This window comes from Sneathiella chinensis, assembly GCF_012720115.1.
In the GTDB taxonomy this organism is placed as follows: domain Bacteria; phylum Pseudomonadota; class Alphaproteobacteria; order Sneathiellales; family Sneathiellaceae; genus Sneathiella; species Sneathiella chinensis.
The window spans coordinates 1,326,231-1,350,152 of sequence record NZ_VNWN01000002.1 but is presented as its reverse complement, the minus strand read 5'-3'; the positions used below and the strand labels follow the sequence as shown (position 1 = coordinate 1,350,152).

The following is a 23,922-nucleotide window of genomic DNA, read 5'->3' as shown; positions in this document are numbered from 1 at the left end:
GGGGCTTACCCGTAAATCACTTTTACACCGGTACTTTTATCCGTCAGCCGGCGCCTGTCCGGCTCTGACAAGGCTTTCGCTTCCAGACGGCGGTCGGGTCCAAAATAAGTCGGTGTTTGCACATACTGACGGGGAAAGGCAATCAGCCGGACCAGCGCCGCTGCCAGACTGTCCACGGTAAAGGGGCTTTCCAGTATTTCATCAGCCCCTGCCTGCCGCGGGTCTTTGTCTGTCTGCAAATCCCCGGACTGACAAACCGCAATAAATCCAATAAACCGGTTAATTGGGTCGGAATGGTTTCTGGTCCATGTCAGGACATCCGGCCCGTCTTCCGTGCCGGCCTGCCAGTTTGCCATGACAAAATCCACCTGCATGACACCGGCCTGATCCGGGTTGTCCCGGACCTGCTGCAAAAACCGGATGGCATCCGCCCCGGTGCCAAAGGTCCTGACACTGCCAACACCAAGGGCTTCCAGTGCCTGCTTAAGAAGAGAGGCAATTTCAGTATTGTTATCCACCACCATCACGGTGAACCCGGAAAGATCCAGCGGCCGCATTGATCCCCTCACCCCAGTTTGGACAACAGGTCGAGAAGCTGCCGCTCTTCCTCTTCGGAGAGAGGGGCCAGCGTCATGCTGCTGACAGAGACCGCTTTCGGCACCAGTTCCCTGACCAGTTCCTGTCCCTGTTCTGTCAGGCGCAGCAACATCCGGCGGCGATCACTTTCATCTGCACGGGTCGCGACCAGTCCCCGGTCAATCAGGCGCCGCGTCACGCCCTGAATGGTGGCCGGGTCCATGGCGGTCAACCGCCCTAGGTGATTTTGGGACAACTCACCCTCGTCCTGCAATTTGGCAAGGGCAGCGAACTGTGTCGGGGTGATCTGGAAGTCGGAAAAGTGACTTTGGAATATGGAACTGGCACGCTGATGGGCCTTGCGAAGAAGATGACCGATCTGTGTCTCTACGCGATATGCCTCGGAAGGGGTGTTGGGTGCCGTACCTTGCTGCATATGATCTGTCGTTCCCGTGATGGACGGGCCGCTGACATTCAGCAGCGCGTCCTGTTTACGTCAGGCTATCCTATCAGTGTAATAGCTTCCCCACCCTGCTCAATCAACTTCAACTGACCATTTTCTGATAAAATCGTGGTAATTGAGCAATTGTCCGGTCGGAAACTGATAATTCTGTCATCCTGCTGAATGGCGCCAACCACCGTATTGATGACCACAAAATGGGTGAACACTACCGCATCTTCTTCAAGGCCGGACAAGAACCCCAGAATACCATCCCGCCAGCGTACCAGCGCGTCCTCCTGCCCGGTCCATCCCTGCTTCATGATCCGGTCCAGCCACGATCGTCGCTGATCGAAGGGAACACCATGAGAGGGGATTTCGCTAACCTCGGGGTGAATGCTGCGCTGGCGGCCCCAGTCCTGTTCCAACGGATGGGCTGTTTCCTGCGCCCGCAACAAGGGGCTTGAAAGAATTGCCACAGGGTGCGTCATCCCTTGCAGGCGCTCACTGGCCTGCCGGGCCTGCTGCTGCCCAAGAGGGCTTAACCCCGGATCGGTTGCCTTGTCCCATGACCCTGACGCCTCACCATGGCGCACCAGAAAAATTCTTGGCATGTCTGCCCCCATATTCAAGGGCTCAACCGGCCCGTTTTTCGGCCAGCATAGCGGCAAGGCTTCCCAATCCACAAGGGGAAAGGGGACGGGATAAAATCCGGGAAAGCGTTGTTTACGGGAAAAGGCAGGTTAAGAAAAAGGGACCGGCCAGCCGGCGCCCTTAGCAGCCAACCGTTTCAAGGGCCCGTGTCTCGGTCCGGGTGACATCCACAACCATCCCTTCCCGCGCCACAAAAGCCCCGTGCCATGCGTCGGCGGCGTCTTTGGCCACCTGATCCATGAAATCATCATCATGGGACGGGTCATGGTGGAAAATGGCCAGATTGCGCACGCCTGCCATCTGACACAGCCGAACCCCTTCCTGCCACGTGGAATGCCCCCAACCGACAAACTGCGGATATTCCGCTTCGGTGTAGGTGCTGTCATAGATCACCAGATCCGCCCCCTCGATCAGGCCAAGGACATTCTCGTCGGTCTCACCGATCACATGTTCCGTATCGGTCACATAGCAAACGGACACCCCGTCATGCTCGATCCGATATCCTGTCCCACCATCCGGGTGGTTGAGGGGGGCTGTTTTCACATTGATCCCGTCCCCAAGGGAGAAACTCTCACCTGACTGGAAATCCTCAAAACTGAGATTGGCAGCAAGTTCGGAGAACGGGACCGGGAAGGTCGGTTGGCACATCTGGGAGGAGAGAACATGCTGGATGCCACAGGTATGGGCCAGATGGCCGGCATAAATCTGGATATTCACATCATCCCGATAAATAGGCGCGAAGAAAGGGAAACCGTTGATATGATCCCAATGGGTATGGGATTGCAGGAACAGGTAATCCTTCATGTTGCGGCTCAGCAGGCAATTCCCGAGCATTCGAACGCCAGTGCCTGCGTCCAGAATGATGATCCTGTCATTGATCAACAATTCCACGCACGACGTGTTGCCACCATATTTCATGTGGTCGACAGACGGCGTTGCGATGGAACCGCGAACCCCCCAGAACTTTACCTTGATACTCATATTTACCTACCAACTCCCGAACATTAGTTTTTAGGTATAATGAATTTGGGGGAGAATACAGAAAAGCGCAAAACACTAATTCACGTTTTTGTGCTCTTCGTCACTCCCCCTGATCACATTTTCCCCATTTTACAGGAGTATCACGCCGCATCCTTGGCAAGAATGCGTTCAGTCAACCGTGCCCAGTAACTGGCACCCAGCGGCAGAATCTGATCATTGAAGTCATAATTCGGATTGTGGATATGGCAACTTCCCTCGCCAGCACCATTGGCAATCATCAGATAACAGCCGGGGCGTTCCTGCAGCATCCATGAGAAATCCTCGGCGCCCATCACCGGGGCCACATCCGGGTCAACCTTGTCCTCGCCCACCAGTTCGATAGCCGTTGCGATGGCTTCGTCTGTTTCGTCCGGGGTATTGATTGTCGGCGCATAGCGACGATCATAGGTAAATTCGCAGGTTGCGCCATACGCATCGCAAATTCCCTTCAGAATCTGTTCCATCCGGGTCTCGATCAGGCCCTGAACCCGCGGATCAAAGGCACGGGTTGTCCCGCTCATCACCACATCTTCCGGGATTACATTGGTGGTATGACCGCCGTGAATCTGGGCCACGGTAATCACCGCTGCCTGCAGCGGGTCCACATTGCGGCTGACAATCTGCTGCCAGGCGCCGATCACCTCGGCGGCGACCAGAACAGGGTCCACAGCCCGGTGCGGGAAAGCACCATGACCGCCAACACCGATGACCCGGGCCTCGAAGAAATCGGCAGAAGCCATCAGCGGTCCCTTGCGAACCGCAAACTCGCCAACCTCAAACCCCGGCATGTTGTGCATGCCATAAACGCTGTCGACCGGGAACAGATCGAACAGCCCATCCTGAATCATCACACGGCCACCGGCCACGTTTTCCTCGGCGGGTTGGAAGATAAAGCGGACGGTGCCATCAAAATTCCGGCTTTCCGCCAGATATTTGGCCGCGCCCAGCAGCATGACCGTATGACCGTCATGACCGCACCCATGCATTTTTCCGTCGATCCGGGACCGGTGCTCAAACTCGTTCAACTCTTGCAGGTCCAACGCATCCATATCGGCCCGCAGACCGATTGCCCGGTTCCCGTTGCCGCATTTCAGGGTCCCGACAACGCCGGTTTTGGCCAGTCCGCGATGAACCTCAATCCCGAAACTCTCCAGCTTTTCCGCAACGAAATCGGCTGTCTTGAATTCCTCGAACGCCGTTTCCGGATACATGTGAATGCGATGCCGCCATTCAGTCATTTCGCGGTGCATCTGTTCGATTGCAGGAATAATGTTCATCTGGTGTCCCTTGTTACCTGTTGCCGCGGTTACGGGCCAACCGGCCCAACCGCTATTCATCGACTTATTGGAACAGCAGGCTAACCAAGGCGGCGACACCAAACAAGCCAATTATTGCCGCCGATGTCGCATTTACCAGAATGGAGAAACGATCCCCGAGGCGTTTCTGCAAGGCTGTCGCCGCGAAGGCCAGAAACAACCACCACAGGGTGGACCCCAGAAACACACCCGACACCAGCAGGATCGCCCCGGCGCCGCCCCCGCCGGTTCCGACAAAACCGATTCCGGCAAAAATCGCGGCAAAGGACAGGACCGTGGCCGGGTTGGTCATGGTCAGGGCGAAGGTCGTCATGAAAGCACTCCAGTTTGACCGGATGCCGGACCCAAGGCGCGTTCCGCCCCCTTCCCCGCCGGACCGAAGGATCCGCCACGCCAACCACAGCAGGAAAACACCCCCGACGGCCGAGGCCACTTTCTGGTACTCAACCAGAAAGGCGGAGACCGCTGTCAGCCCGAACGCTGCAACCCCACCATAAAAAGCATCGGCAAGCGCCGCGCCAAGCCCCGAGGAAATGGCCGCCAGACGGCCATCGCTGACCGCGCGCCGAATACAGAGCACACCAACAGGCCCAACCGGGGCCGCCACCGCAAGCCCGATCCCAAGCCCTTTCAGAAACAGATAGATCAGCTCCATGGCGGCCTACTCCAGCGCCAGGGTACAATCCAGCATCCCGCGGCTTTTCACGCTTGAGAAAACAATGGTGGTTTCTGTCCGGCTGACCACATCCGGCATCTTGATCCGTGTGGACAACAGATGTTCAAGGGAAGACAGGTTTCGGGTCACCACCTTCAGCAGGTAATTGAACGCCCCGGCCACATGGTGGCACTCCTGTATTTCCGGCACGGCCAGCACCTGCTTTTCAAACAGGGCGCAATCAGCAGGCCGATCGATGCCCACCAGAATGAAGGCAACCACATCAAACCCGGCCTTGCCCACCGAGACGGAAACCGAGAAATTTTCCAGCACCCCCCTGTCCCGCAACTTGTCGATCCGGTCTTTCACCGCAGTTGTGGACAGGCCAACCTGCCGCCCGATATCGCCATATGCCCGGCGGCTGTCTTCCTGCAGCAGGTTCAATATCCGCGCATCCAGATCATCAAGGGTCGCCTTCATTATTTCCTCCCCAAACCAAAGGACTGTTAAATTTACCGATAAAATCAAACAATACCGAAAAATATTCTAAGAAATTTACATTTAAAAGAAAAACATAATGAATTATTAAAAAAAGAAATCAGATATTGCGTTTCCGAGGCTTTCTTTCTAAGACTCGGCTGCAACTGAAATATGACAGTTCTGCGACACTTCACGCCGCGGAACAATCGCAGGTAGTTTTTGTGGTAAAACAAACCCTAGATAAAGACCTCGATCGGCTGGTTCAGATTGAAAGCCAGACTTTTCAGGCAGCTCAGACCTACAAGGCTCTGGCTATCGCCCTTCTTTTCCTTTTGATTGTCTGGGTCTTCTCGGCCAGTGTCGTCGGGTCCGGCGAACACTCCACCCTGATCATCGCAGCAGCCATCATCGGTGGCTACATGGCCCTGAATATCGGCGCCAACGATGTGGCCAACAATGTGGGCCCCGCCGTCGGCTCCCGCGCCCTGACCATGTTCGGCGCCCTGATTATCGCCGCCGTCTTCGAGGCAGCAGGCGCGATCCTTGCGGGCGGGGATGTTGTCAATACGATCAAGAACGGCATCATTGATCCCGCCGCCATGGCCGACAGTGACGTTTTCATCTGGGCCATGATGTCCGCCCTGTTTGCAGCGGCCCTGTGGGTGAATATCGCCACCTGGATCGGCGCCCCGGTCAGCACCACCCACGCCGTTGTTGGCGGTGTCATGGGGGCCGGCATTGCGGCGGCCGGCTTCGGTGTCGTTGACTGGGTCACCATGTCGAAAATTGCCGCAAGCTGGGTAATCTCGCCCGTCATGGGCGGCGTTATTGCAGCGATCTTCCTTGCCTTCATCAAGGCGAACATCATCTATACCGAGGACAAGGTTGCCGCGGCCAAACGCTGGGTCCCCCTGCTTGTCGCCATCATGTCCGGTGTCTTTTCCGCCTATCTGATCATGAAGGGGCTGAAGAAAATCTGGCGCCCGGACTGGCAGACCATTGCCCTGCTATCCATTGCGATTTTTGTCGGCACCTATCTGGCGGTCAAGCCCATCGTTGCCCGCGCCGCCATTGGCATGGAAAACCGGAACCGGTCAATCCGAAGCCTGTTCACCATCCCGCTGATTTTCTCGGCGGCCCTGCTGTCATTTGCCCACGGCGCCAATGACGTTGCCAACGCGGTAGGCCCACTGGCCGCCATTGTCAGCACCACCTCAAGCGGCTCTGTGTCAGGCTCTGTCGGTATTCCGCTCTGGGTTATGGTGATCGGTGCCACGGGTATCAGCGCGGGCCTGTTCCTGTTCGGCCCGAAACTGATCAGAACCGTGGGTGAGCAAATCACCAAGATGAACCCCATGCGGGCCTATTGCGTGGCCCTGTCAGCGGGGATCACGGTTCTTCTGGCGTCTGCCCTTGGCCTGCCTGTCAGTTCCACCCATATTGCGGTTGGCGCGGTTTTCGGCGTCGGCTTCTTCCGGGAATGGTATACGGAAAAGCGCGCCCGTGCGTTCCGTGCCGAACAGCAGGCAACGAAGCTGCACCCGGAAAGTAACCTGCCCGCCACCCCGGAGGAAAATAGCCAGAACAACAAGCGCAAGAAACTGGTGCGCCGGTCCCACATGCTGACCATTGCGGCGGCGTGGGTCATCACGGTTCCCTGCGCGGCCCTGCTGGCAGGGGGCATTTTCCTGGTTATCCAGTATTTCCTGCAATAAGACCCTGCTGGAACACGCCTAATCACCATCTTTGCGAAACGGGATCACAGGCCCGGACCAACAGGTCCCCGCCCCCCGTTTCGCAAATTCTCCCCCTCCGCCCGAATGGTCACCACAAGATAATCCATAACCGACCGGATACGGGCCACATCCACAAGGTCCCGATGGGTCAGAACCCACAGGTCGACCGCCTCATCCACTTCATCCGGCAGAAGACGCACCAGCCCTTCCGTGGCCGCCGCCATATAATGCGGGGCAAACAACATGCCGATCCCCTGCTGCACGGCGGCAATCTGGGCGGCCACCGTGTTGGTGCGAAACGGGACCGCATTCCCCCTTGTGAATTGCCCGACAAAAGACGCCATCAGGTTCGGCGCGTTCACGGACTGCCAGTCCACAAAGCGGTGACGGGGGATATCCTCCAGGGTCTGCAGACGACCAAAACGCTTGAAATAGGCTTCTGATCCGTACAGCCCGAAGCCAACCGTTCCCGCCACGCGCCCGACCAGATTGTCAGATTTGGGGTCGGCAAGCCGGATCAGGATATCGGCCTGCCGGTGCCGCGCATCCATCACCGCCACATCCAGTATCAGGTCGAAACGAATCCGGGGATGGTCCTGCTGGTAGCGGGCCAGTCGCGGGGTCAGCCAATAGGCCCCGAACCCCTCGGTCGCGGAAATTCGTACATTCCCCGACAATTCCTGATCGATACCCTTCAGTTGCTGATCCAGCCCCAGCAGCGTATCCCCCACGGCCCGGACCTTGCCCAGAATACGCTCCCCCGCCGGGGTCAGCCGATACCCATGGGACAGGCGATCAAACAGACGAGTTCCAAGCCGCCCCTCAAGCTCACTGATCTGGCGGCCGACAGTCGGCTGACTGACAGACAGGGCCCGCGCCGCCGCTGACAGGCTGCCCAGCTCGGCCACCGCAAGAAAATATCGATATTGATCCCAGTTCATATTTATTCATTTTTGTATGAAGGCTATAAATTTTTAGCATATTTTTGTTTGATCGAATATTCGATAGTTTAGGTCCAGCGCCTTTTGGGCCCCCTATCTTTCTGGCAACGGAACAAGAACCATGACAAAAACAGTTTCCAAACCGAATATCAATCAGCTCTATGCCAACCTGAACGGGTTGGAGCAGATGCAGATGGCCTTCCAGCACAAGGGAAACCGCCCCTCAATCGGGGAAACGCTGGATTTCGATCTGGTCTCCGTGGAAAAGGGCGTGGCTGTTTTTGAAGGCAATCCGTCAGAAAAGCACATGAACCCGATTGGCAGCATCCATGGCGGATATGCCGCCACCCTTCTGGACAGTGCCCTTGGCTGCAGCATCCACACCATGCTGGAAGCCGGGGAAAGTTACACCACCGTCGATCTTAACGTGAAATATATCCGTGCCATGAAGCCGGGTATGGGCAAGGTTACCTGCCGCGGCGAGGTCGTCCACAAGGGGCGCAAAATCGCCACCGCCGAGGCCCGTCTGGTGGGCGAAGATGGCAAGATCTACGCCCACGGTAACACCACCTGTGTCATCCTGTAACGATTACAGCGGGAACGGCGACACCCCGATCACAAGGGTATGCAAGTGGAAAAAGGCCATGAAGACCACAAGGCCCAACAACACCTGCCACCAGACCCGCCGAACGGAGATACTGGCCCGCCCTGTGAGCAAGGCGGCAAACGGAATGTTGGAGGTATGGGCTGCGTAATCCTGCCAATCCGCCCCAAGGTCCCGCGCCCGCCGGACATCAATCAGAAAAGTTCCGGCCAGCGCCAGCCCACCAAGGGTAACAAAGAAAATGACGGATTTCACATCCCCGTTATTCAGCAAATGCGCCACTGCCCACAACACCAGGGACCACATCAGGGGATGGCGTGTCACCGCGTGCATCCCGTGCCGGGCGGCATCGGCCTGCAGGGCCTTTTCCCCGCCAATGGCCGTGGGGCTGCGGGTCGCATAGGCAGATACCAGCAGGATGGATGCCACAACCATGATCCCGATCGCACCATAGCGCCCCCAGTTGCCAACCTGCCACAGCAGATCGCCATAAGGGGCGGCGACAAAGGCCATGATCATCCACACAAACGCGGCGCCGGACAAAAGACTGTACCCGATCAGATACGCCCTCAGCCCCATACCGGAGACAAGTTTTTCCCGCAGAAAACTGGATGGAATGATGTGAAGCGCCAAAAAGGCAATGCTGGCAAGCCAAAGCGAAGACATTGTCCCGGTCATGATTTTCCCCCTGTTCTATCAGACGGCGAAAATGTGGCACGAACCGCCAATCATGGCCAGATCGATTTTCTACAACCTTTCCTGAATGTTACCGCGATCACGTCTTTTGGATCGGGAAGGCCCCCTCCCCCAACAGGGCATATCCCTCGTCGGTCAGGCGGCACACCAGCCAGTCCGGCTTGATCGGGTTGTCGAACCACGGCGCAGCCCAGCCGTTCCGAATACAGCTTTCGATGGTTGCCTTTCGGATTTGCTGTCCCTCCCGATCGAACAGGGGCAACTTCCCGCCCGGTTGTCCGACCCCCAAGGACAGGTATTCCAATTGAGACTGCGTTGGACTTTTACGACCCATGGTACGCAGAATACCGCATTTTTCATTTTTTTGACAGCCGGGGACTTTTCAAAGCCGCACGAGCGGTCTAAAGAAACAGAAATCTGACATTAACGAAGGACATACCCAGATGGCGGAAGACGCAGGCTATCAGAAATACTTTCCAGTTTCCTGGGAAGAACTCCACCGCAACGGACGCGCCCTGGCATGGCGCCTGATGGAACTGGGCCCGTTCGAGGGCATTGTCGCTGTCACCCGCGGCGGTCTTGTTCCGGCGGCGATCGTTGCCCGCGAGTTGGACATCCGCAACATTGAAACCGTCTGTATCGCCGCCTATCGCAGCGATAAATCTGTTGGCGAAGTCAACATCATCAAGGGGCTGGACATTCCCAACAACGGCAAAGGCTGGCTGATCGTTGACGATCTGGTGGACAGTGGCATCACCGCCAAATATGTCCGCGACATGATTCCGGAAGCCCATTTCGCGACCATTTACGCGAAACCGAAAGGCCGCCCGAGAGTGGACACCTTCATTACCGAGGTCAGTCAGGATACATGGATCCTGTTCCCGTGGGATCAGGCCCCGTCCTTCGCCAAGCCGATCGTTGAGGAACATCGCTAAGCCATGATCCGCCTTGCCGCAAACCTGTCTTTCCTGTTTCAGGATCTGGCATTGCCGGACAGGTTCGCGGCGGCCTCAAAGGCAGGGTTCAAGGGGGTGGAATACCTGTTCCCCTATGACTGGGCGCCGGAAGACCTGCGCGCCCGTCTTGCCGATACCAATCTACAGCAGGTCCTGTTCAACCTGTCACCGGGAGACTGGGACACCGGAGAGCGGGGCCTTGCCTCCCTACCCTCCCGGCAGGATGCGTTTCGGGCCTCTGTTGATCAGGCCCTCGAATATGCCGCCCGGCTCGGGTGCCGCCGATTGCATGTCATGGCTGGCCTCCGGGATGGGAACCTTTCCCATGACGCCCAGAAAGAACAGTTTATTGCCTCTCTCTCCCACGCGGCGGCGCTGGCCGCACCGGAAGGCATCACCCTTCTGATAGAACCGATCAACACCGGCGACATGCCGGGATATTTCCTTGATGATTTCGATCTGGCCGCCGATATCCTGACCACCCTTGCCCATCCGAACGTCCGCTTGCAGTTCGATCTTTATCATTGCCAGCGAATCCATGGAAACCTGTCGAACCGGTTGGAACGCCATCTTGGGCAAACCGGCCATATGCAGATTGCCAACCCACCCCTTCGCGCCGAACCGGATACAGGGGAGTTGGACTATCGCTTTCTTCTGAACCAGATCGATCAGGCGGGATATGACGGCTGGATCGGCTGCGAATACAAACCAACACGCCCGATGACGGCCAGTCTTGGCTGGGCGACGGAATTTCTTGCCAATCAAACGCCGCTCGGTTGAACTAACCTGATAAAAGGTATACACCGGATAGGACGCCGTAAAAAACAACTGAAAACAGGCAGTTAGGCAGGATGCTTGAATAATGGTTTTTTCATCCGACAATCTTCCCAAAAAAGGGGTTCTGTCTTCCATCCGGCTTGCGGGCGGCAATGTCTCGCTGAAGCTGATGATCTGTGCCGTGATCGCTGGCCTTCTTGGCGGATATGGTGCGCTGGCCTTCCGTTTTGCCATCGGGGAAATCCAGAACCTGTTTTACGGTTTCGACAGTGAACTGGTCGTATCCGGCGTTGCCGAACTGCCGTGGTGGCAGATTGTCGCCGCCCCGGTCATCGGGGGACTGATTGTCGGGCTGTTCCTGCAATATTGTATGCCCGGCAAGCGCGGTCAGGGCGTGGCCGACGTGATCGAGGCGGTCATGATCAAGCGGGGCAAGATGAAACTCTGGCCCGGGATCGCCGCCTTCTTTGTCAGCGCCCTGTCGCTTGGGGCCGGGACATCCGGCGGACGGGAAGGCCCTGTCGTGCACTTGAGCGCCACAATGGCCAGCCAGCTTGGGCAACGCCTGCGTTTGCCCTCCAGCTATTACCTGACCCTGATCGGATGCGGTGTGGCCTCCGGCGTTGCGGCCTCGTTCAACGCGCCGATCGCCGGAATGTTCTTCGCCCTTGAGGTGGTGATCGGCTCGCTCGCCACACAGGCCGTGGCCCCCATTGTTCTGGCCTCGGTTATTGGAACGGTGGTCAGCCGTATTCATGTGGGCGACTTCCCGGCGTTTATCATTCCGAACTACAACATCGTTTCGTGGTGGGAATTACCGGCGATTGCCATTCTTGGCATCGTTTCCGCGATTGTTGCCCTGCTGTTCATCTGGAGCATGGGATTTGCCGAACGCACCATTGACCGGTTCAAGATTCCGGAAATCCTGCGTCCGGCCTCGGGCGGTCTGGTTCTTGGCGGCATTGCCGTTTTCTTTCCGCAGATCATCGGTGTCGGTTATGAGGCCACAGACAACGCCCTCAATGAAAATTACGACCTGTTGCTGCTGCTGTCCCTGATCATCATCAAGACAATCGCTGTCGGCATCACCATGGGCAGCCGGTTTGGCGGCGGGTTCTTTTCCCCGTCCCTGTTCATTGGTGCCATGACCGGCGGCGCGTTTGGCATTATCGCCACCTCGGTCTTTCCGGAACTGTCGGCCAGTCATGGTCTCTATGCCATTATCGGGATGACGGCGGTGGCCTCTTCCGTTCTTGGGGCGCCGATCTCGACCATCCTGATCGTCTTTGAGCTGACCGGGGATTATAAAATCGGGATTGCCGTCATGGTTGCCGTTTCCGTTGCAACCCTGATCACAAAGCAGATCTACGGGCGCAGCATCTTTCAGACCCAATTGGCGCGGCGCAACGTGGATGTATGGGAAAGCCGCGCCCTTCGGTATCTCAAGTTCCGTCAGGTGCGCGGTATCATGGACAAGGAATTTTCAGAAATCCCGACCAGCAGCCCGCTATCCGAGGTCCGAAAGATCATTGGCCAACTGCCGCACCAGAAACTGGTTGCCGTGGACCCGACCAACAAGGCGTTTGTCGGCATGATCAATTTTTCCAACCTGAAGGCCCATATCCTTGCCGATGAAATCGACCGCGACCTGACGGTGGCCGATATCACCTCCCGGGATATTCCGGTCATCTTTCCGGAATCCAGTTTGAAATCCGCCCTGATGATCATGGAAAAGTCGGGTCTGGAATGCCTGCCGGTGATTGACAGTGCCGCCGATGCCCGGATTGTCGGCCTTCTTCACTACCGAAAACTGCTGTCGGAATATAATCAGGCGTTGCTGAATTCACAGGATGAAACCAGCGGAAAAATGTTTCCCTGATTTCGTTTAAGAAGACTGGTTTCCCCGAGACCGTTGCTTTATATCTTGGCCCATGGTTGATCCTTTTGACTTTGCAAATTTCGACACCGACCCTGCCCCTCAGCAGACGGTGGATACCTCCTATCTTGACGGGCTGAACGAAGGGCAGCGCGCCGCGGTTGAGGCCGTGGACGGCCCTGTGCTTGTGCTTGCTGGCGCCGGGACGGGAAAAACCCGCGTCCTGACCACCCGCCTTGCGCATATCCTGAATACCCGCCCCGTCAAGCCGTGGGAAATTCTTGCCGTAACCTTTACCAACAAGGCAGCGGCGGAAATGCGCGAAAGAACCGCGGGCCTTGTCGGCCCCACTGCAGCCGATATCCGCCTTGGCACCTTCCACTCCATCGGGGTGTGGATGCTGCGCCGTCACCCGGAACTTGTCGGCCTTGGCCCCAGCTACACCATTCTGGATACGGATGATCAACTCCGACTTCTCAAGCAAATCCTGACCGAACAGCAAATCGACACCAAGAAATGGCCGCCGCGGGGCCTTGCCGCCGTGATCGACCGCTGGAAAGACAAGGGCCTGCGCCCGGATCAGGTGGTCAATCTGGAAACAAACGGATTTGCCCATGGCCGGGCGGCGGAACTTTATAAAATCTATCAGGAACGCCTTCTGGATCAAAACGCCTGCGACTTTGGCGACCTGCTGCTTCACCCGCTGACCCTGCTTCAGGCCAATCCCGATATTCTGGCCTATTACCAGAATCGCTTCCGCTACATCATGGTGGACGAATATCAGGATACCAACGTGGCGCAATATCTGCTGCTGCGCCTGCTGGCCCAGAAGCACAAGAATATCTGTTGTGTGGGCGATGACGACCAATCCATCTATGGCTGGCGCGGCGCCGAGGTTGGCAACATCCTGCGGTTTGAGGACGACTTCCCCGGTGCCGACATCATCCGTCTGGAACGGAACTATCGATCCACGCCCCATATTCTGGGTGCGGCGGCAGGCCTGATCGCCCATAACGAGGGACGGCTTGGAAAATCCCTCTGGACCGAGGATGACAGCGGTGAAAAAGTCACCGTCAAGGGCGTCTGGGACGGCCAGAACGAAGCCCGCTGGATCGCTGACGAGATCGAAAATCTGCAGCGCAAGGGGGCCAGCCTTCAGGACATTGCCATTCTGGTCCGGGCCAGCTTCCAGACCCGTGACTTCGAAGAATGCTTCCTCAACATGGGGATCAAGTACCGGGTTATCGGCGGCCTTCGGTTCTATGAACGCCGCGAAATCCGCGATGTTCTGGCCTATCTTCGGGTGATCAACCAGCCCAACGACGATCTGGCTTTTGAACGGATCTACAACCTGCCAAAGCGGGGCCTTGGGGCCAAGGCCCTTGATACGCTCCGAACCATTGCCCGCGACCTGCATCTGCCGCTGTCCAAGGCGGCGGAATTTGTCGTCGAGAACGAGGTCATGAAAGGCAAGGCCCACAAGGGTCTGTCCGATCTGGTGGACTGCTTCACCTCGTGGCGCGAACAGAAGGACATCATTCCCCCCGATGAACTGGTGGAAACGGTGCTGGATGACAGCGGCTATCTTGAAATGTGGAAACAGGACAAGACCTCCGAAGCGGAAGGCAAGCGGGAAAACCTGAAAGAACTGGTCAAGGCCCTTGCGGAATATGACACGCTGGACCAGTTTCTGGAGCATGTGGCCCTGGTCATGGAAATCACCGCGGACGAAAGTGCCGATATGGTCAGCATCATGACCCTGCATTCGGCGAAGGGCCTGGAATATGACAGCGTCTTTCTTCCCGGATGGGAAGAAGGCCTGTTCCCCCATCAGCGTGCCCTTGACGAGAACGGCCAGCAGGCCCTTGAGGAAGAACGCCGTCTTGCCTATGTGGGGATCACCCGCGCCAAGAAACGGTGTTTTATTTCCTATGCCAGCAACCGGCGCATTCATGGTCAGTGGCAATCCGCCCTGCCCAGCCGGTTTGTGGACGAGTTGCCCGCCGAGCATATCATCGAGCACAGCGAACGGGGCGTCTATTCCAGCCAGCGGCAGGACAGCGACACCGCCACCCCGGCATGGCGAAGCTCAAGCGAGACATCGCATCTTGCCAGCATTCTGGAAAAGCGGTCCCGCCAGAACCGGCAGATGGTGGATAACAGCAGCAAACCGGTTAAGGGAGACAGCGGCGGCATTCAGCTTGCCGATCGGGTCTTTCACCAGAAATTCGGCTATGGCCGCGTCGTCGCCAAGGATGGAAACAAACTGGAAATTGCCTTTGATAAGGCCGGTATCAAGAAAGTGATGGAAAATTTTGTCAAAGCCGTCTGATGTCACCCTTTGGCAGCTTGCTGTCACCCTGCCCCTGCCCGAGTCGGATATTTTCGAAACCCTGTTCGAGGACATCACCCTCTCCTCCTCTCTGGCGGAGGCGGTCCCGGATGGAAGTCTTTGGGAACTGATCCTGTTCTTCGAGGCCGAACCCCCGAAAGCCTATCTGGACCGGATTCCGGAAGGATATGATATCGCTGTCTCAACGGTGGAACAGAAAGACTGGGTTTCCGAAAGCCAGAAACGCCTGCCGCCTGTCTGTGCCGGTCGGTTTTATGTACACGGGTCCCACGATGCCCCCCACAAGGTCAGTTCCATGCACGACCTGACCATTGATGCGGGCCGGGCGTTTGGAACGGGCCTACACGAAACCACGTTTGGCTGTCTGCAGGCCATCGATGAAATTCACAAATCGCGGGAAATCTTCAACGCCCTCGACCTTGGCTGCGGGTCCGGCGTTCTGGCGCTGGCCACCGCAAAGGCGTGGGGCCGTCCGGTACTGGCCAGTGACATTGACCCGGATGCCGTCACGGTCACCCGTGAGAACGCCATCAAAAACCAGCTTGCCCCGTTGATCCGGGCCTGTGAGGCAACGGGCCTCAACAGCCAGCAACTGCGAAAAGCCGCGCCATTCGACCTGATCACAGCCAATATTCTGGCCCGCCCGCTGGTACAACTGGCCCCGGATATTGCCCGCAGTCTGGCAACAGACGGGGTTCTGGTCCTGTCTGGCCTGCTGGGAAAACAGGAAAACATGGTCCGTAATGCCTACCGGCAGCAAGGACTACATCTGGTAAAGCGCATCCCCATCGGGGAATGGCACACCCTGATACTGCAGCGATAACAAAAAAACGCCTGTGCGATCGGATCGCACAGGCGCTTTCGGAGGATTACCCTGAACCGGAGGCCGCTTCAGGGGTATTGATACAAGATCAGGAAGCGATCCGACCTTTACCGCTGACAGCCGCACCGCGGTTGTCGTTGGCGAAGCGGCCTTCACCCTTTGACGCAGCGAAGATATCGCCCCGTGTCAGGCCAATGTCGCTCAGCTGACGGGCATCCATGGCCATCAGCTGGGCCAGACCGGCGCGGCTGCTCTGCCATGCCTTGAACTTGGCAACCAGCGGAGCAACAATCTTGCCTTTGAAACCGGCAGAGACTGAAGTCTTCGCAGCGGCTTCGCCAAGAACGGCATGCTTGATTTCGCTGCGGGAAACGCCCAGATCAGACAGTTCGCGGTCGCTCATGCTGTACAGGGCGTTCAGGGCCCGGCGGTTTTCAGAACGGGTCCGAATGGTGTTGGTCATCCCTGCGAACACACCCTTGATCATGCCCACGATATATTCGCTGCGGGCCCGGCGAGCCTGTGCCATGACTTCTTCAACATCATAGTTGAGAACATCGTCATTGGTGACGATTGTCGGGTACAGCATGGCAATGGATTCAATGTCTTTTTTCGTAAAACTCATCATTTTCCAATCCTCCTAAGATCAGATTGAGCCTTGCGGGCTCCTTTTAAACAGTCAGGCAGTTCTGCCCTTGATACCTTGCAGCCGGTTTTCGTTGGCGGCTGATTCAGTGTTTCTAAGTTCGGTGAGAATGGCCTGTTCGATCACGTTGCGATCCAGATCCACTTCAACCACCGGGGTAAGGTCGGCAACATGGTTCACATTCATACCGGCTGTGAAAAATGACCGGATTTTTGCGAACAGGCCGTCCGTGCCCTTAACGCTTTTTGAAGCCGGGATGTCGAAGCCATACGGCAAATGCAGGGCTTGACCATATTTTTCATTGCGACTGAACATGCTACTCTCCTCACCAAGTGTTCTTGATGTTCCTTATATTGCACCGCACATGTGAAAAAACAATGACTTAAAGGGCATATTAGCCCGCTATGTAGGAAATGGTGCATTGCAGAAAACGCATAGCTTGGATTGCAAGCCGGAACCAAATACGCCATATTCAACAGCAGAAAAGCTCGAAAAGTGAGGAATTCCCTTGTCTTCAATGAATATCCCCGCCCTGGACGATCTGAAGGGCTATTTGGCAGTCATGCACAACGCGCCGACCTATGATGCGCTTCTTGCATCCCTTAAATCGGCCGCTGCGGCCCCCGAACGGGAAGATAACGATCTTGTCCTGTCAAAAATCGCTCCGGACGCACCCGGCGAGCTTCTGGGGCTGATGAAGGCCGCACGAGATTCGCTTCGGAAGGTCATTCAGTCCTCTGTCCTTGACCGGGAAAAGTCCCAAGAGCGGCTGACAGCCCTTCGCGGCGCCCTGAAAAAGCAGAATGCCGATGGTTTTATCATTCCGCTGAATGACGAGTTTCATGGCGAAGCCGCCCCTGCGGCATCGGAACGCCTGAAATGGCTGACAGGCTTTACCGGTTCTGCCGGGATGGCCGCCGTTCTGCAGGACACAGCGGCCATCTTTGTGGACGGTCGATATACCTTGCAGGTCCGGCAGGAAGTAAAAGCAGACCTGTTCACGCCCCGCCATGTGTCGGACGAACCCCTCTCCGATTGGCTGAAAGAAAACATGACGGCTGGACAGGTTCTGCTGATTGATCCGTGGCTGCATACGGAAAGCAACGTCAACACCCTCCGCAAGCTGTGTGAGGCCATGAATGTCACGCTGGCCTTTGCGGACCCCAACCCGGTGGATACGGTGTGGGCGGATCACCCGCCGGAACCGCTGGCCCTTGTGGTGCCGCATCCGCTTCAATATGCGGGGCAAAGCTCCACCGAAAAAAGACAGGCGATTTGCGAGGCCCTGAAACCGTCCGGCGTGGATGCGGTCATCCACACCCTGCCGGACGTCACCGCCTGGCTGCTTAACCTGCGCGGCGCGGACCTGCCCAGCACACCGTTCGCCCTTGGCTTTACCATCCTTAATCAAGACAGTACCGTCGACCTTTATATGGACGAGGAAAAACTGTCCCCGGACCTTCGCCCCCATCTTGGCAATGCGGTGCGGATTCACAACCGGGCCGCCTTCGGGTCCGGTCTGGATGCGCTGGCAGGTAAAACGGTACAGGTGGACCCTTCCGTCACCAGTCAGTGGATTATTAACCGGCTGGATGCGGCGGCGGCCCGCGTTGTCCGGGCGGATGACCCCTGTATGCTGCCAAAGGCGACCAAGAACGCCGTCGAACTGGATGGCACCCGCCGTGCCCACCTTCGGGACGGGGCCGCCATCGTCAAGTTTCTACACTGGCTGGCAACGGAAACCCCGTCCGGCACTATTGACGAGTTGCAGGCGGAACGCCAGTTGCGCGCCTTTCGGCAGACCGGTGACAAATTCCGGGATGTAAGCTTTTCCACCATTTCAGGGGCTGGCCCCAATGGGGCGGTTGTTCATTACCGCGCCACCGAGGCCACCAATCGCAAACTGGAGCCGGGGTCCCTGTATCTGGTCGATAGCGGCGGACAGTATCTGGATGGCACCACAGACATCACCCGCACCATCGCCATTGGCACCCCCAGTGATGAAATGCGGGAACGCTTTACGCTGGTCCTGAAAGGGCATATTGCGCTGGCACGGGCCATCTTCCCCGAGGGAACATCCGGCAGCCAACTGGACGCCCTTGCCCGCCTGCCCCTGTGGCAGCGGGGTCTGGACTATGATCACGGGACAGGGCACGGTGTGGGCAGCTATCTTTCCGTTCATGAAGGACCGCAGCGCATTTCCAAGGCGCCGAACACCGTTGCCTTGCGGCCCGGCATGATCCTGTCGAACGAGCCCGGATACTACAAGACCAACGCCTATGGCATTCGGATTGAAAATCTGGTGGCGGTTACGGAACTTGCCCCTGCCCCCGGCGGGGAGCGGAGCCGGCTCGGATTTGAAACCCTGACCTTCGCACCGATCGATCGTGCCCTGATTGATCCGTCCCTGATGGATGAATTGGAGATCCAGTGGATGAATGATTATCACGCTGCGGTGTGGGATAAAATCTCGCCGCAGGTGGAAGGCACGGTCAAGGACTGGCTGAAACAGGCAACCGCGCCCTTGTAAGCCCCCCTATATATAAAGTGACAACGGACCTTATCGGCTACCCGCCGATAAGGTCCAGCCACGCCTGCTCTGTCATCACCGTGACGCCCAGTTCTTCCGCCTTTTTAAGCTTTGAGCCAGCCTTGGCCCCGGCGACCAGATAATCTGTCTTTGCAGAGACAGACCCGCTGACCTTCGCGCCCAGACTTTCCGCCTTGGCCTTGGCCTCGGCCCGGGTCATCAGTTCCAGCGATCCGGTAAAGACGACAGTCTTGCCCGCAACGGCGCTGTCTTCAGCCGGGGGCTCAAAATCAATGATCTGGATTTCCGCAAGCAGGGCCGCCAGCATTTCCTTGTTGTGGGGTTCGGTAAAGAAGGCCTTCACCGCGTCCGCCACGGCCGCCCCGATCCCGTCAATGCCCAGCAATTCCACATAGGCCTTGCCCGGATCATTCTTGTCAGGGTCAAACGCATCCATCAACGCAGTCAGGGACAAATAGTTCCGGGCCAGAAGGCGGGCATTCCCCTGCCCGATATGACGAATACCAAGGGCAAAGATAAACCGATCCAGATCGATCCGCCGCCGATCATTGATCGCCTCAAACAGGTTGCGAACGGCCTTGTCCCCGAACCCTTCCAGATTTTTGATCTTCTGAAGCCGGTTTCTGTCTTCGGCTTCAAGACGGAAAATATCGGCCGGGCTTTTGACCCAGCCCCGTTTATGAAACAGTTCGATCTGTTTGGCGCCCAGCCCGTCAATGTCAAAGGCGTTGCGGGAAACAAAATGCTTCAACCGCTCCACAACCTGCGCATCACAGACCAGACCACCGGTGCACCGGCGAACAACATCTTCCTTACCGCTGACAGGGTTGATTTCCCGCACGGCATGGCTGCCGCATACCGGGCAGGTTTTCGGGAACTCATACGGCTCGCTGTCATCCGGCCGTTTATCAAGAACAACGGAAACCACCTGCGGGATCACGTCGCCCGCCCGCTGCACAACCACCGTATCGCCAACGCGAACGTCCTTGCGCTCGATCTCTTCCTCGTTATGCAGGGTGGCGTTCGATACCACCACACCCCCAACATTAACCGGTTTAAGTCTTGCAACCGGCGTAATAGCCCCGGTACGGCCCACCTGAACATCGATGCCTTCGACGACCGTGGTGGCCTGCTCTGCCGGGAATTTATGGGCGATGGCCCAACGGGGGCTGCGGCTGACAAACCCGAGCCGCCCCTGCCAGTCCAGCCGGTTCACCTTGAACACCACCCCGTCGATGTCATAATCCAGCGATGCCCGCAGTTCCTCAATCTTGCGGTAAGCATCAATGGCCTCCTGCATGTTGGAGCATACCCGCGACAGGGGGTTTACAGAAAAGCCCCATTTCTCGAACTGGGCCAGAACCTCTGATTGGGTCTTACCCGGCACTTCCGACACATCCCCCCACGCATAGGCAAAGAACCGCAAGTTCCGGGTCGCGGTAATCCGCGCATCCAGTTGCCGGATGGACCCCGCCGCCGCGTTCCGGGGGTTGGCAAAAATCTTCGCCCCTTTTTCGGCCTGCGCGGCGTTCAGGTTCTGGAAATCCTGCCCGGTCATATAAACTTCGCCGCGCACCTCAAACCTGTCGGGGATATCTGCCGCAGGTCCTTGCAACTGTAACGGCAGGTCCTTGACGGTGCGCAGGTTGGTGGTGATATCCTCCCCCTCCTGCCCGTCGCCCCGGGTGGCACCCAAGACAAACTCGCCCCGCTCATAGCGAAGCGCAGCAGACAGACCATCAATCTTGGGTTCGGCAAAAAAGGCCACTTCCTCTGTTCTGTCCAGCCCCAGAAAGCGCCGGACGCGGCCTTCAAATTCAAGCAGGTCCTCGTTGTTGAACGCATTGTCCAGCGACAGCATGGGCACGGAATGGCGGACTTTCGCAAAGCCCTTTGAGGGTTCCGCACCGACGGTCTGGCTGGGGCTGTCCTTTGTGATCAGGGATGGAAAGGCTGCCTCAAGCGCCCGGAGGCGCTGCATCTTCTCGTCATACTCGGCATCGGTGACATTCGGGGCATCTTCCTGATAATAGGCCTTGTTCTGCTGGGCGAGAAATTCAGACAGCTCGCGGTGCTCGTCGCGGGCTTGTTCCAGCGACAATGCGGCAGGGTCCTGCATCATGATTATCCTTCTATCAGGCTTTGTGCGGCGGCGCGCGCCTCGTTGGTAATATTGGCACCGGACAACATGCGCGCAATTTCCTCCTTGCGCTCATCCTGTGTCAACCGGTCAACCACGGTGGTGGTCACCTCGTCGCTGGCACTCTTGCGAATATTGAAATGGGCGACACCGGCAGCAGCCACCTGCGGGGAATGGGTGATCACCAGAACCTGCAACCCTTCGGAAAGCCGCGACAGTCTTTCGCCAACCGCATCGGCGGTGGCCCCGCCGACCCCCCGGTCAACTTCGTCAAAGACCAGTGTCGGGGCGGACCCGGATTGGGCCAGCACCACTTTCAGGGCCAGCATAAAGCGGGACAATTCACCGCCAGAGGCAATCTTGATCAACGGGCCGGGGGCACTTCCCGGGTTGGTTGCCACCTGAAACTCCACCTTGTCCATCCCGGCAGGCGACCAGCTTTCTTCCGGCAATTCATGAACAAGGGTCTCGAACCGGGCGCTGCCCAGTTTCAGGGGTTCCAGTTCTGCCATCACCGCCTGATCCAGCCCCTGCCCCGAGGCGACCCGCTTTTCCCGAAGCGCCGAAGCCGCCACGATATAATCCTGACGGGCCTTTGTGGCCGCTTCCTGCAGGCGAATAACCTCGGCCTCGCCATGCTCAACCGCATTCAGCTTGGCGCGAAACGCCGCCATGACCGCCGGCAGGCCCGACACCTCACATTTATGTTTCCGGGCGGCGGCACGCAGGGCGAACAGGCGTTCTTCGACAGCCTCAAGACCGGACGGATCAATATCCAGATCCTGCCCGACCGAAGTAATGGTCATGGCTGCCTCTGCCATTTCGATGGAGGCCCGCTCCAGCCCGTCCAGAACCGGATCCAGCTTTCCGCCCGCCTTCTCGACCACTCGCTCAATGGCTCGCACGGCCGTGCGGATCTTGCCCTCGATCCCACCATTGTCATTGAGGGCCTTTTCCGCATCGCGCAAAGCCTCGGCAATTTTTTCGGCATGCATCAGTTCAGACCGCTTTTCGGACAACTCCTCTTCTTCATTGTCCTGCGGGGCCAGTTCTTCCAACTCGCCAACCACATGCCGCAGATATTCCTCATCCTCACGGGCCTGCTCGATCTGGCGAATGGCCTCCTCCAGCTCGGCAGCGGTGTGTCGCATGGTCTCATACAGGGTACCAACCTGCCGGGCTTCCTGTATCAGCCGACCATAAAGATCCAAAATCCGCCGGTGACCGTTGGCATCCAGCAGCCCCCGCTCAGCATTCTGGCCATGAATTTCCACCAGCATGTCGCCGACCGACCGCAGCAGGGCCGCACTGACAGACTGATCATTGATGCTGGCGCGGCTGCGCCCATCGGCGTTCAGGTTCCGCCGCAGGATCAGCGGCTCCCCTTTCGTGACCTCCACATCCTCAAGCAGATCAAAGACAGGATGGTCGTCCGGCAGGATAAATTCGGCAATCACCGAAGCCTTGTCTTCGCCGGCGCGTACAAGCCCCGCATCCGCCCGTGCCCCAAGGGCCAGTGCCAGACTGTCCAGAAGGATGGATTTACCAGCCCCGGTTTCCCCCGTCAGGACGCACAGACAATCCTCAAACGACAGGGTCAACCGGTCGATCAGGACAATATTGCGAATGGACAGAGTGGCGAGCATGAATGCCGATCCTAAAAGACTGATTTCCAGGCTTTGACGATCCAGGAATCCTGCTTCACTTCGGGACGGAGGTAATTGGCATCCAGCAGGGCGTAACTGTCCTGATACCATTCACTGCCCGGGAAGTTGTGCCCCAGCACGGCAGCAGCGGTCTGCGCCTCGTCCTCGATACCAAGGGAAAGATACGCCTCGGTCAGGCGATGCAGGGCCTCCGGCACATGACTGGTGGTCTGGTAGCGCTCAATCACCATGCGAAACCGGTTAATGGCCGCGATATAGTGATCACCCTTCAGGTAGTAACGGCCAATTTCCATTTCCTTGCCCGCAAGATGGTCCCGCGTCAGGTCGATTTTCAGCTTGGCATCCCGGGCATATTCCGTATTCGGGAAACGCCGCACCAGTGTCTGAAGCGCATCGAGAGCCTGACTGGTCACCTTCTGGTCCCGGCCCACGCCGGTGATCTGCTCGTAGTAGGAAATGGCGATCAGGTAATAGGCGTAGGGCACATCCTTGTTGCCCGGATGCAATTCAATAAACCGCTCCGCCGCCAGAATGGCCTGATCATATTTGTTGTGCTGATAATAGGCAAACGAGGACATGAGTTGCGCCTTGGTCGACCAGACAGAGTATGGATGCTGACGCTCCACCTCGTCGAAAGCGCGGGCCGCGGCGGCGTAATTCTCGCTATTCAATTCCGCCAGCGCCCGGTTATACAGGTCCTGAACCGGTTGTTCCTGATACTCGTCTACAGTGTCTGAACTACATGCCCCGACAAAGGCTGTAATCAACAGGGCAGAAGCCACATTTCTGGCACGCACGACAGACAAAAATTTCACCATAATCCCTACAGTCCAATCCTCAGTCGGAAATCAGCGGACATTCTATATAAACCGGGGTCGCTTGGGAAGCAGGTTGTAAACACTTCAGATGTGAAACGAATTCACAACATTCTCGCAAAAATCGGATTTTAACAATTTTCTCCAACCGGCAAATTCAATATAATCGCACGTGTACAAACACTCGTGATATTAGATAAT

General features: G+C 57.4%; 23 protein-coding genes. 8 read left to right on the top strand and 15 right to left on the bottom strand.

From position 1 onward, the window contains the following. Window positions 1–5: 5 nt before the first annotated feature. The 7 genes from FQB27_RS06340 to FQB27_RS06310 all read right to left on the bottom strand — a co-directional run bounded on the left by FQB27_RS06340 (window position 6) and on the right by FQB27_RS06310 (window position 5,140). Complete coding sequence (locus tag FQB27_RS06340; protein WP_169559987.1) at window positions 6–557, bottom strand: response regulator; 552 nt, start codon at window positions 555–557, stop codon at window positions 6–8. A gap of 8 nt (window positions 558–565) precedes the next feature. After that, a complete protein-coding gene (locus FQB27_RS06335) occupies window positions 566–1,012 on the bottom strand; it encodes a MarR family winged helix-turn-helix transcriptional regulator (protein WP_169559986.1) in 447 nt (148 codons plus the stop codon). A 65-nt stretch (window positions 1,013–1,077) separates the two neighbouring features. Continuing rightward, on the bottom strand, window positions 1,078–1,629 hold the full coding sequence (locus tag FQB27_RS06330) for a histidine phosphatase family protein (protein WP_169559985.1): 552 nt from the start codon (window positions 1,627–1,629) through the stop codon (window positions 1,078–1,080). Between the two features lie 160 nt (window positions 1,630–1,789). Beyond that, on the bottom strand, window positions 1,790–2,650 hold the full coding sequence (locus tag FQB27_RS06325) for an MBL fold metallo-hydrolase (protein ID WP_169559984.1): 861 nt from the start codon (window positions 2,648–2,650) through the stop codon (window positions 1,790–1,792). Window positions 2,651–2,790: 140 nt separating this feature from the next. Further along, window positions 2,791–3,966 carry a M20 aminoacylase family protein gene (locus FQB27_RS06320; protein ID WP_169559983.1) on the bottom strand — a complete coding sequence of 392 codons (1,176 nt, stop codon included), beginning with the start codon at window positions 3,964–3,966 and terminating at the stop codon, window positions 2,791–2,793. A gap of 64 nt (window positions 3,967–4,030) precedes the next feature. Beyond that, window positions 4,031–4,660 carry a LysE family translocator gene (locus FQB27_RS06315; RefSeq protein WP_169559982.1) on the bottom strand — a complete coding sequence of 210 codons (630 nt, stop codon included), beginning with the start codon at window positions 4,658–4,660 and terminating at the stop codon, window positions 4,031–4,033. Between the two features lie 6 nt (window positions 4,661–4,666). Next, a complete protein-coding gene (locus FQB27_RS06310) occupies window positions 4,667–5,140 on the bottom strand; it encodes an Lrp/AsnC family transcriptional regulator (RefSeq protein ID WP_169559981.1) in 474 nt (157 codons plus the stop codon). A 221-nt stretch (window positions 5,141–5,361) separates the two neighbouring features. Between FQB27_RS06310 and FQB27_RS06305 the strand changes: the two genes are divergently transcribed. Beyond that, on the top strand, window positions 5,362–6,855 hold the full coding sequence (locus tag FQB27_RS06305) for an inorganic phosphate transporter (protein WP_169559980.1): 1,494 nt from the start codon (window positions 5,362–5,364) through the stop codon (window positions 6,853–6,855). 44 nt (window positions 6,856–6,899) lie between these two features. Here FQB27_RS06305 and FQB27_RS06300 read toward each other — a convergent pair whose 3' ends face one another. Beyond that, window positions 6,900–7,817 carry a LysR family transcriptional regulator gene (locus FQB27_RS06300; RefSeq protein WP_169559979.1) on the bottom strand — a complete coding sequence of 306 codons (918 nt, stop codon included), beginning with the start codon at window positions 7,815–7,817 and terminating at the stop codon, window positions 6,900–6,902. A 121-nt stretch (window positions 7,818–7,938) separates the two neighbouring features. Between FQB27_RS06300 and FQB27_RS06295 the strand changes: the two genes are divergently transcribed. Continuing rightward, entirely contained in the window at window positions 7,939–8,403 is a 465-nt protein-coding gene (locus FQB27_RS06295; RefSeq protein WP_169559978.1) for a PaaI family thioesterase, read from the top strand. 3 nt (window positions 8,404–8,406) lie between these two features. Here FQB27_RS06295 and FQB27_RS06290 read toward each other — a convergent pair whose 3' ends face one another. Both FQB27_RS06290 and FQB27_RS06285 read right to left on the bottom strand, forming a co-directional pair. After that, entirely contained in the window at window positions 8,407–9,099 is a 693-nt protein-coding gene (locus FQB27_RS06290; protein WP_169559977.1) for an NnrU family protein, read from the bottom strand. A gap of 97 nt (window positions 9,100–9,196) precedes the next feature. Beyond that, window positions 9,197–9,451, bottom strand: coding sequence for a hypothetical protein (locus FQB27_RS06285; protein WP_169559976.1), 255 nt, complete (start codon window positions 9,449–9,451; stop codon window positions 9,197–9,199). A gap of 109 nt (window positions 9,452–9,560) precedes the next feature. Between FQB27_RS06285 and gpt the strand changes: the two genes are divergently transcribed. The 5 genes from gpt (at window position 9,561) to FQB27_RS06260 (ending at window position 15,902) form a co-directional block, all read left to right on the top strand. After that, entirely contained in the window at window positions 9,561–10,052 is a 492-nt protein-coding gene (gene gpt / locus FQB27_RS06280; protein WP_169559975.1) for a xanthine phosphoribosyltransferase, read from the top strand. Between the two features lie 3 nt (window positions 10,053–10,055). After that, complete coding sequence (gene otnI, locus FQB27_RS06275) at window positions 10,056–10,853, top strand: 2-oxo-tetronate isomerase (RefSeq protein ID WP_169559974.1); 798 nt, start codon at window positions 10,056–10,058, stop codon at window positions 10,851–10,853. 82 nt (window positions 10,854–10,935) lie between these two features. Then, window positions 10,936–12,729 (top strand): chloride channel protein, encoded by a 1,794-nt coding sequence (locus FQB27_RS06270; RefSeq protein WP_169559973.1) that lies wholly within the window; start codon window positions 10,936–10,938, stop codon window positions 12,727–12,729. A gap of 52 nt (window positions 12,730–12,781) precedes the next feature. Then, window positions 12,782–15,058, top strand: coding sequence for an ATP-dependent helicase (locus FQB27_RS06265; RefSeq protein ID WP_169559972.1), 2,277 nt, complete (start codon window positions 12,782–12,784; stop codon window positions 15,056–15,058). Beyond that, the gene (locus FQB27_RS06260; RefSeq protein ID WP_169559971.1) at window positions 15,042–15,902 is read left to right on the top strand and encodes a 50S ribosomal protein L11 methyltransferase; all 861 of its coding nucleotides are present in this window, start codon (window positions 15,042–15,044) and stop codon (window positions 15,900–15,902) included. Before FQB27_RS06265 ends, FQB27_RS06260 begins: the two co-directional genes overlap by 17 nt. 88 nt (window positions 15,903–15,990) lie before the next feature. Here the strand turns inward: FQB27_RS06260 and FQB27_RS06255 are convergent, their stop codons facing one another. Both FQB27_RS06255 and FQB27_RS06250 read right to left on the bottom strand, forming a co-directional pair. After that, window positions 15,991–16,530 carry a YjiS-like domain-containing protein gene (locus tag FQB27_RS06255; protein WP_169559970.1) on the bottom strand — a complete coding sequence of 180 codons (540 nt, stop codon included), beginning with the start codon at window positions 16,528–16,530 and terminating at the stop codon, window positions 15,991–15,993. Window positions 16,531–16,581: 51 nt separating this feature from the next. Continuing rightward, window positions 16,582–16,863, bottom strand: a complete 282-nt coding sequence (locus FQB27_RS06250) for a hypothetical protein (RefSeq protein ID WP_169559969.1) — start codon at window positions 16,861–16,863, stop codon at window positions 16,582–16,584. A 202-nt stretch (window positions 16,864–17,065) separates the two neighbouring features. Here FQB27_RS06250 and FQB27_RS06245 point away from each other — a divergent pair, with 202 nt between their 5' ends. Then, window positions 17,066–19,078 carry an aminopeptidase P family protein gene (locus FQB27_RS06245; RefSeq protein WP_206374363.1) on the top strand — a complete coding sequence of 671 codons (2,013 nt, stop codon included), beginning with the start codon at window positions 17,066–17,068 and terminating at the stop codon, window positions 19,076–19,078. A gap of 37 nt (window positions 19,079–19,115) precedes the next feature. On the opposite strand, the gene ligA is transcribed toward FQB27_RS06245, so the two are convergent. The 3 genes from ligA to FQB27_RS06230 are packed head-to-tail and all read right to left on the bottom strand — an operon-like array spanning window position 19,116 to window position 23,724. After that, on the bottom strand, window positions 19,116–21,221 hold the full coding sequence (ligA, locus tag FQB27_RS06240; protein ID WP_169559968.1) for an NAD-dependent DNA ligase LigA: 2,106 nt from the start codon (window positions 21,219–21,221) through the stop codon (window positions 19,116–19,118). A gap of 2 nt (window positions 21,222–21,223) precedes the next feature. Next, the gene (gene recN, locus FQB27_RS06235) at window positions 21,224–22,885 is read right to left on the bottom strand and encodes a DNA repair protein RecN (protein WP_169559967.1); all 1,662 of its coding nucleotides are present in this window, start codon (window positions 22,883–22,885) and stop codon (window positions 21,224–21,226) included. A gap of 11 nt (window positions 22,886–22,896) precedes the next feature. Next, the gene (locus FQB27_RS06230; RefSeq protein WP_169559966.1) at window positions 22,897–23,724 is read right to left on the bottom strand and encodes an outer membrane protein assembly factor BamD; all 828 of its coding nucleotides are present in this window, start codon (window positions 23,722–23,724) and stop codon (window positions 22,897–22,899) included. Window positions 23,725–23,922: the final 198 nt, after the last annotated feature.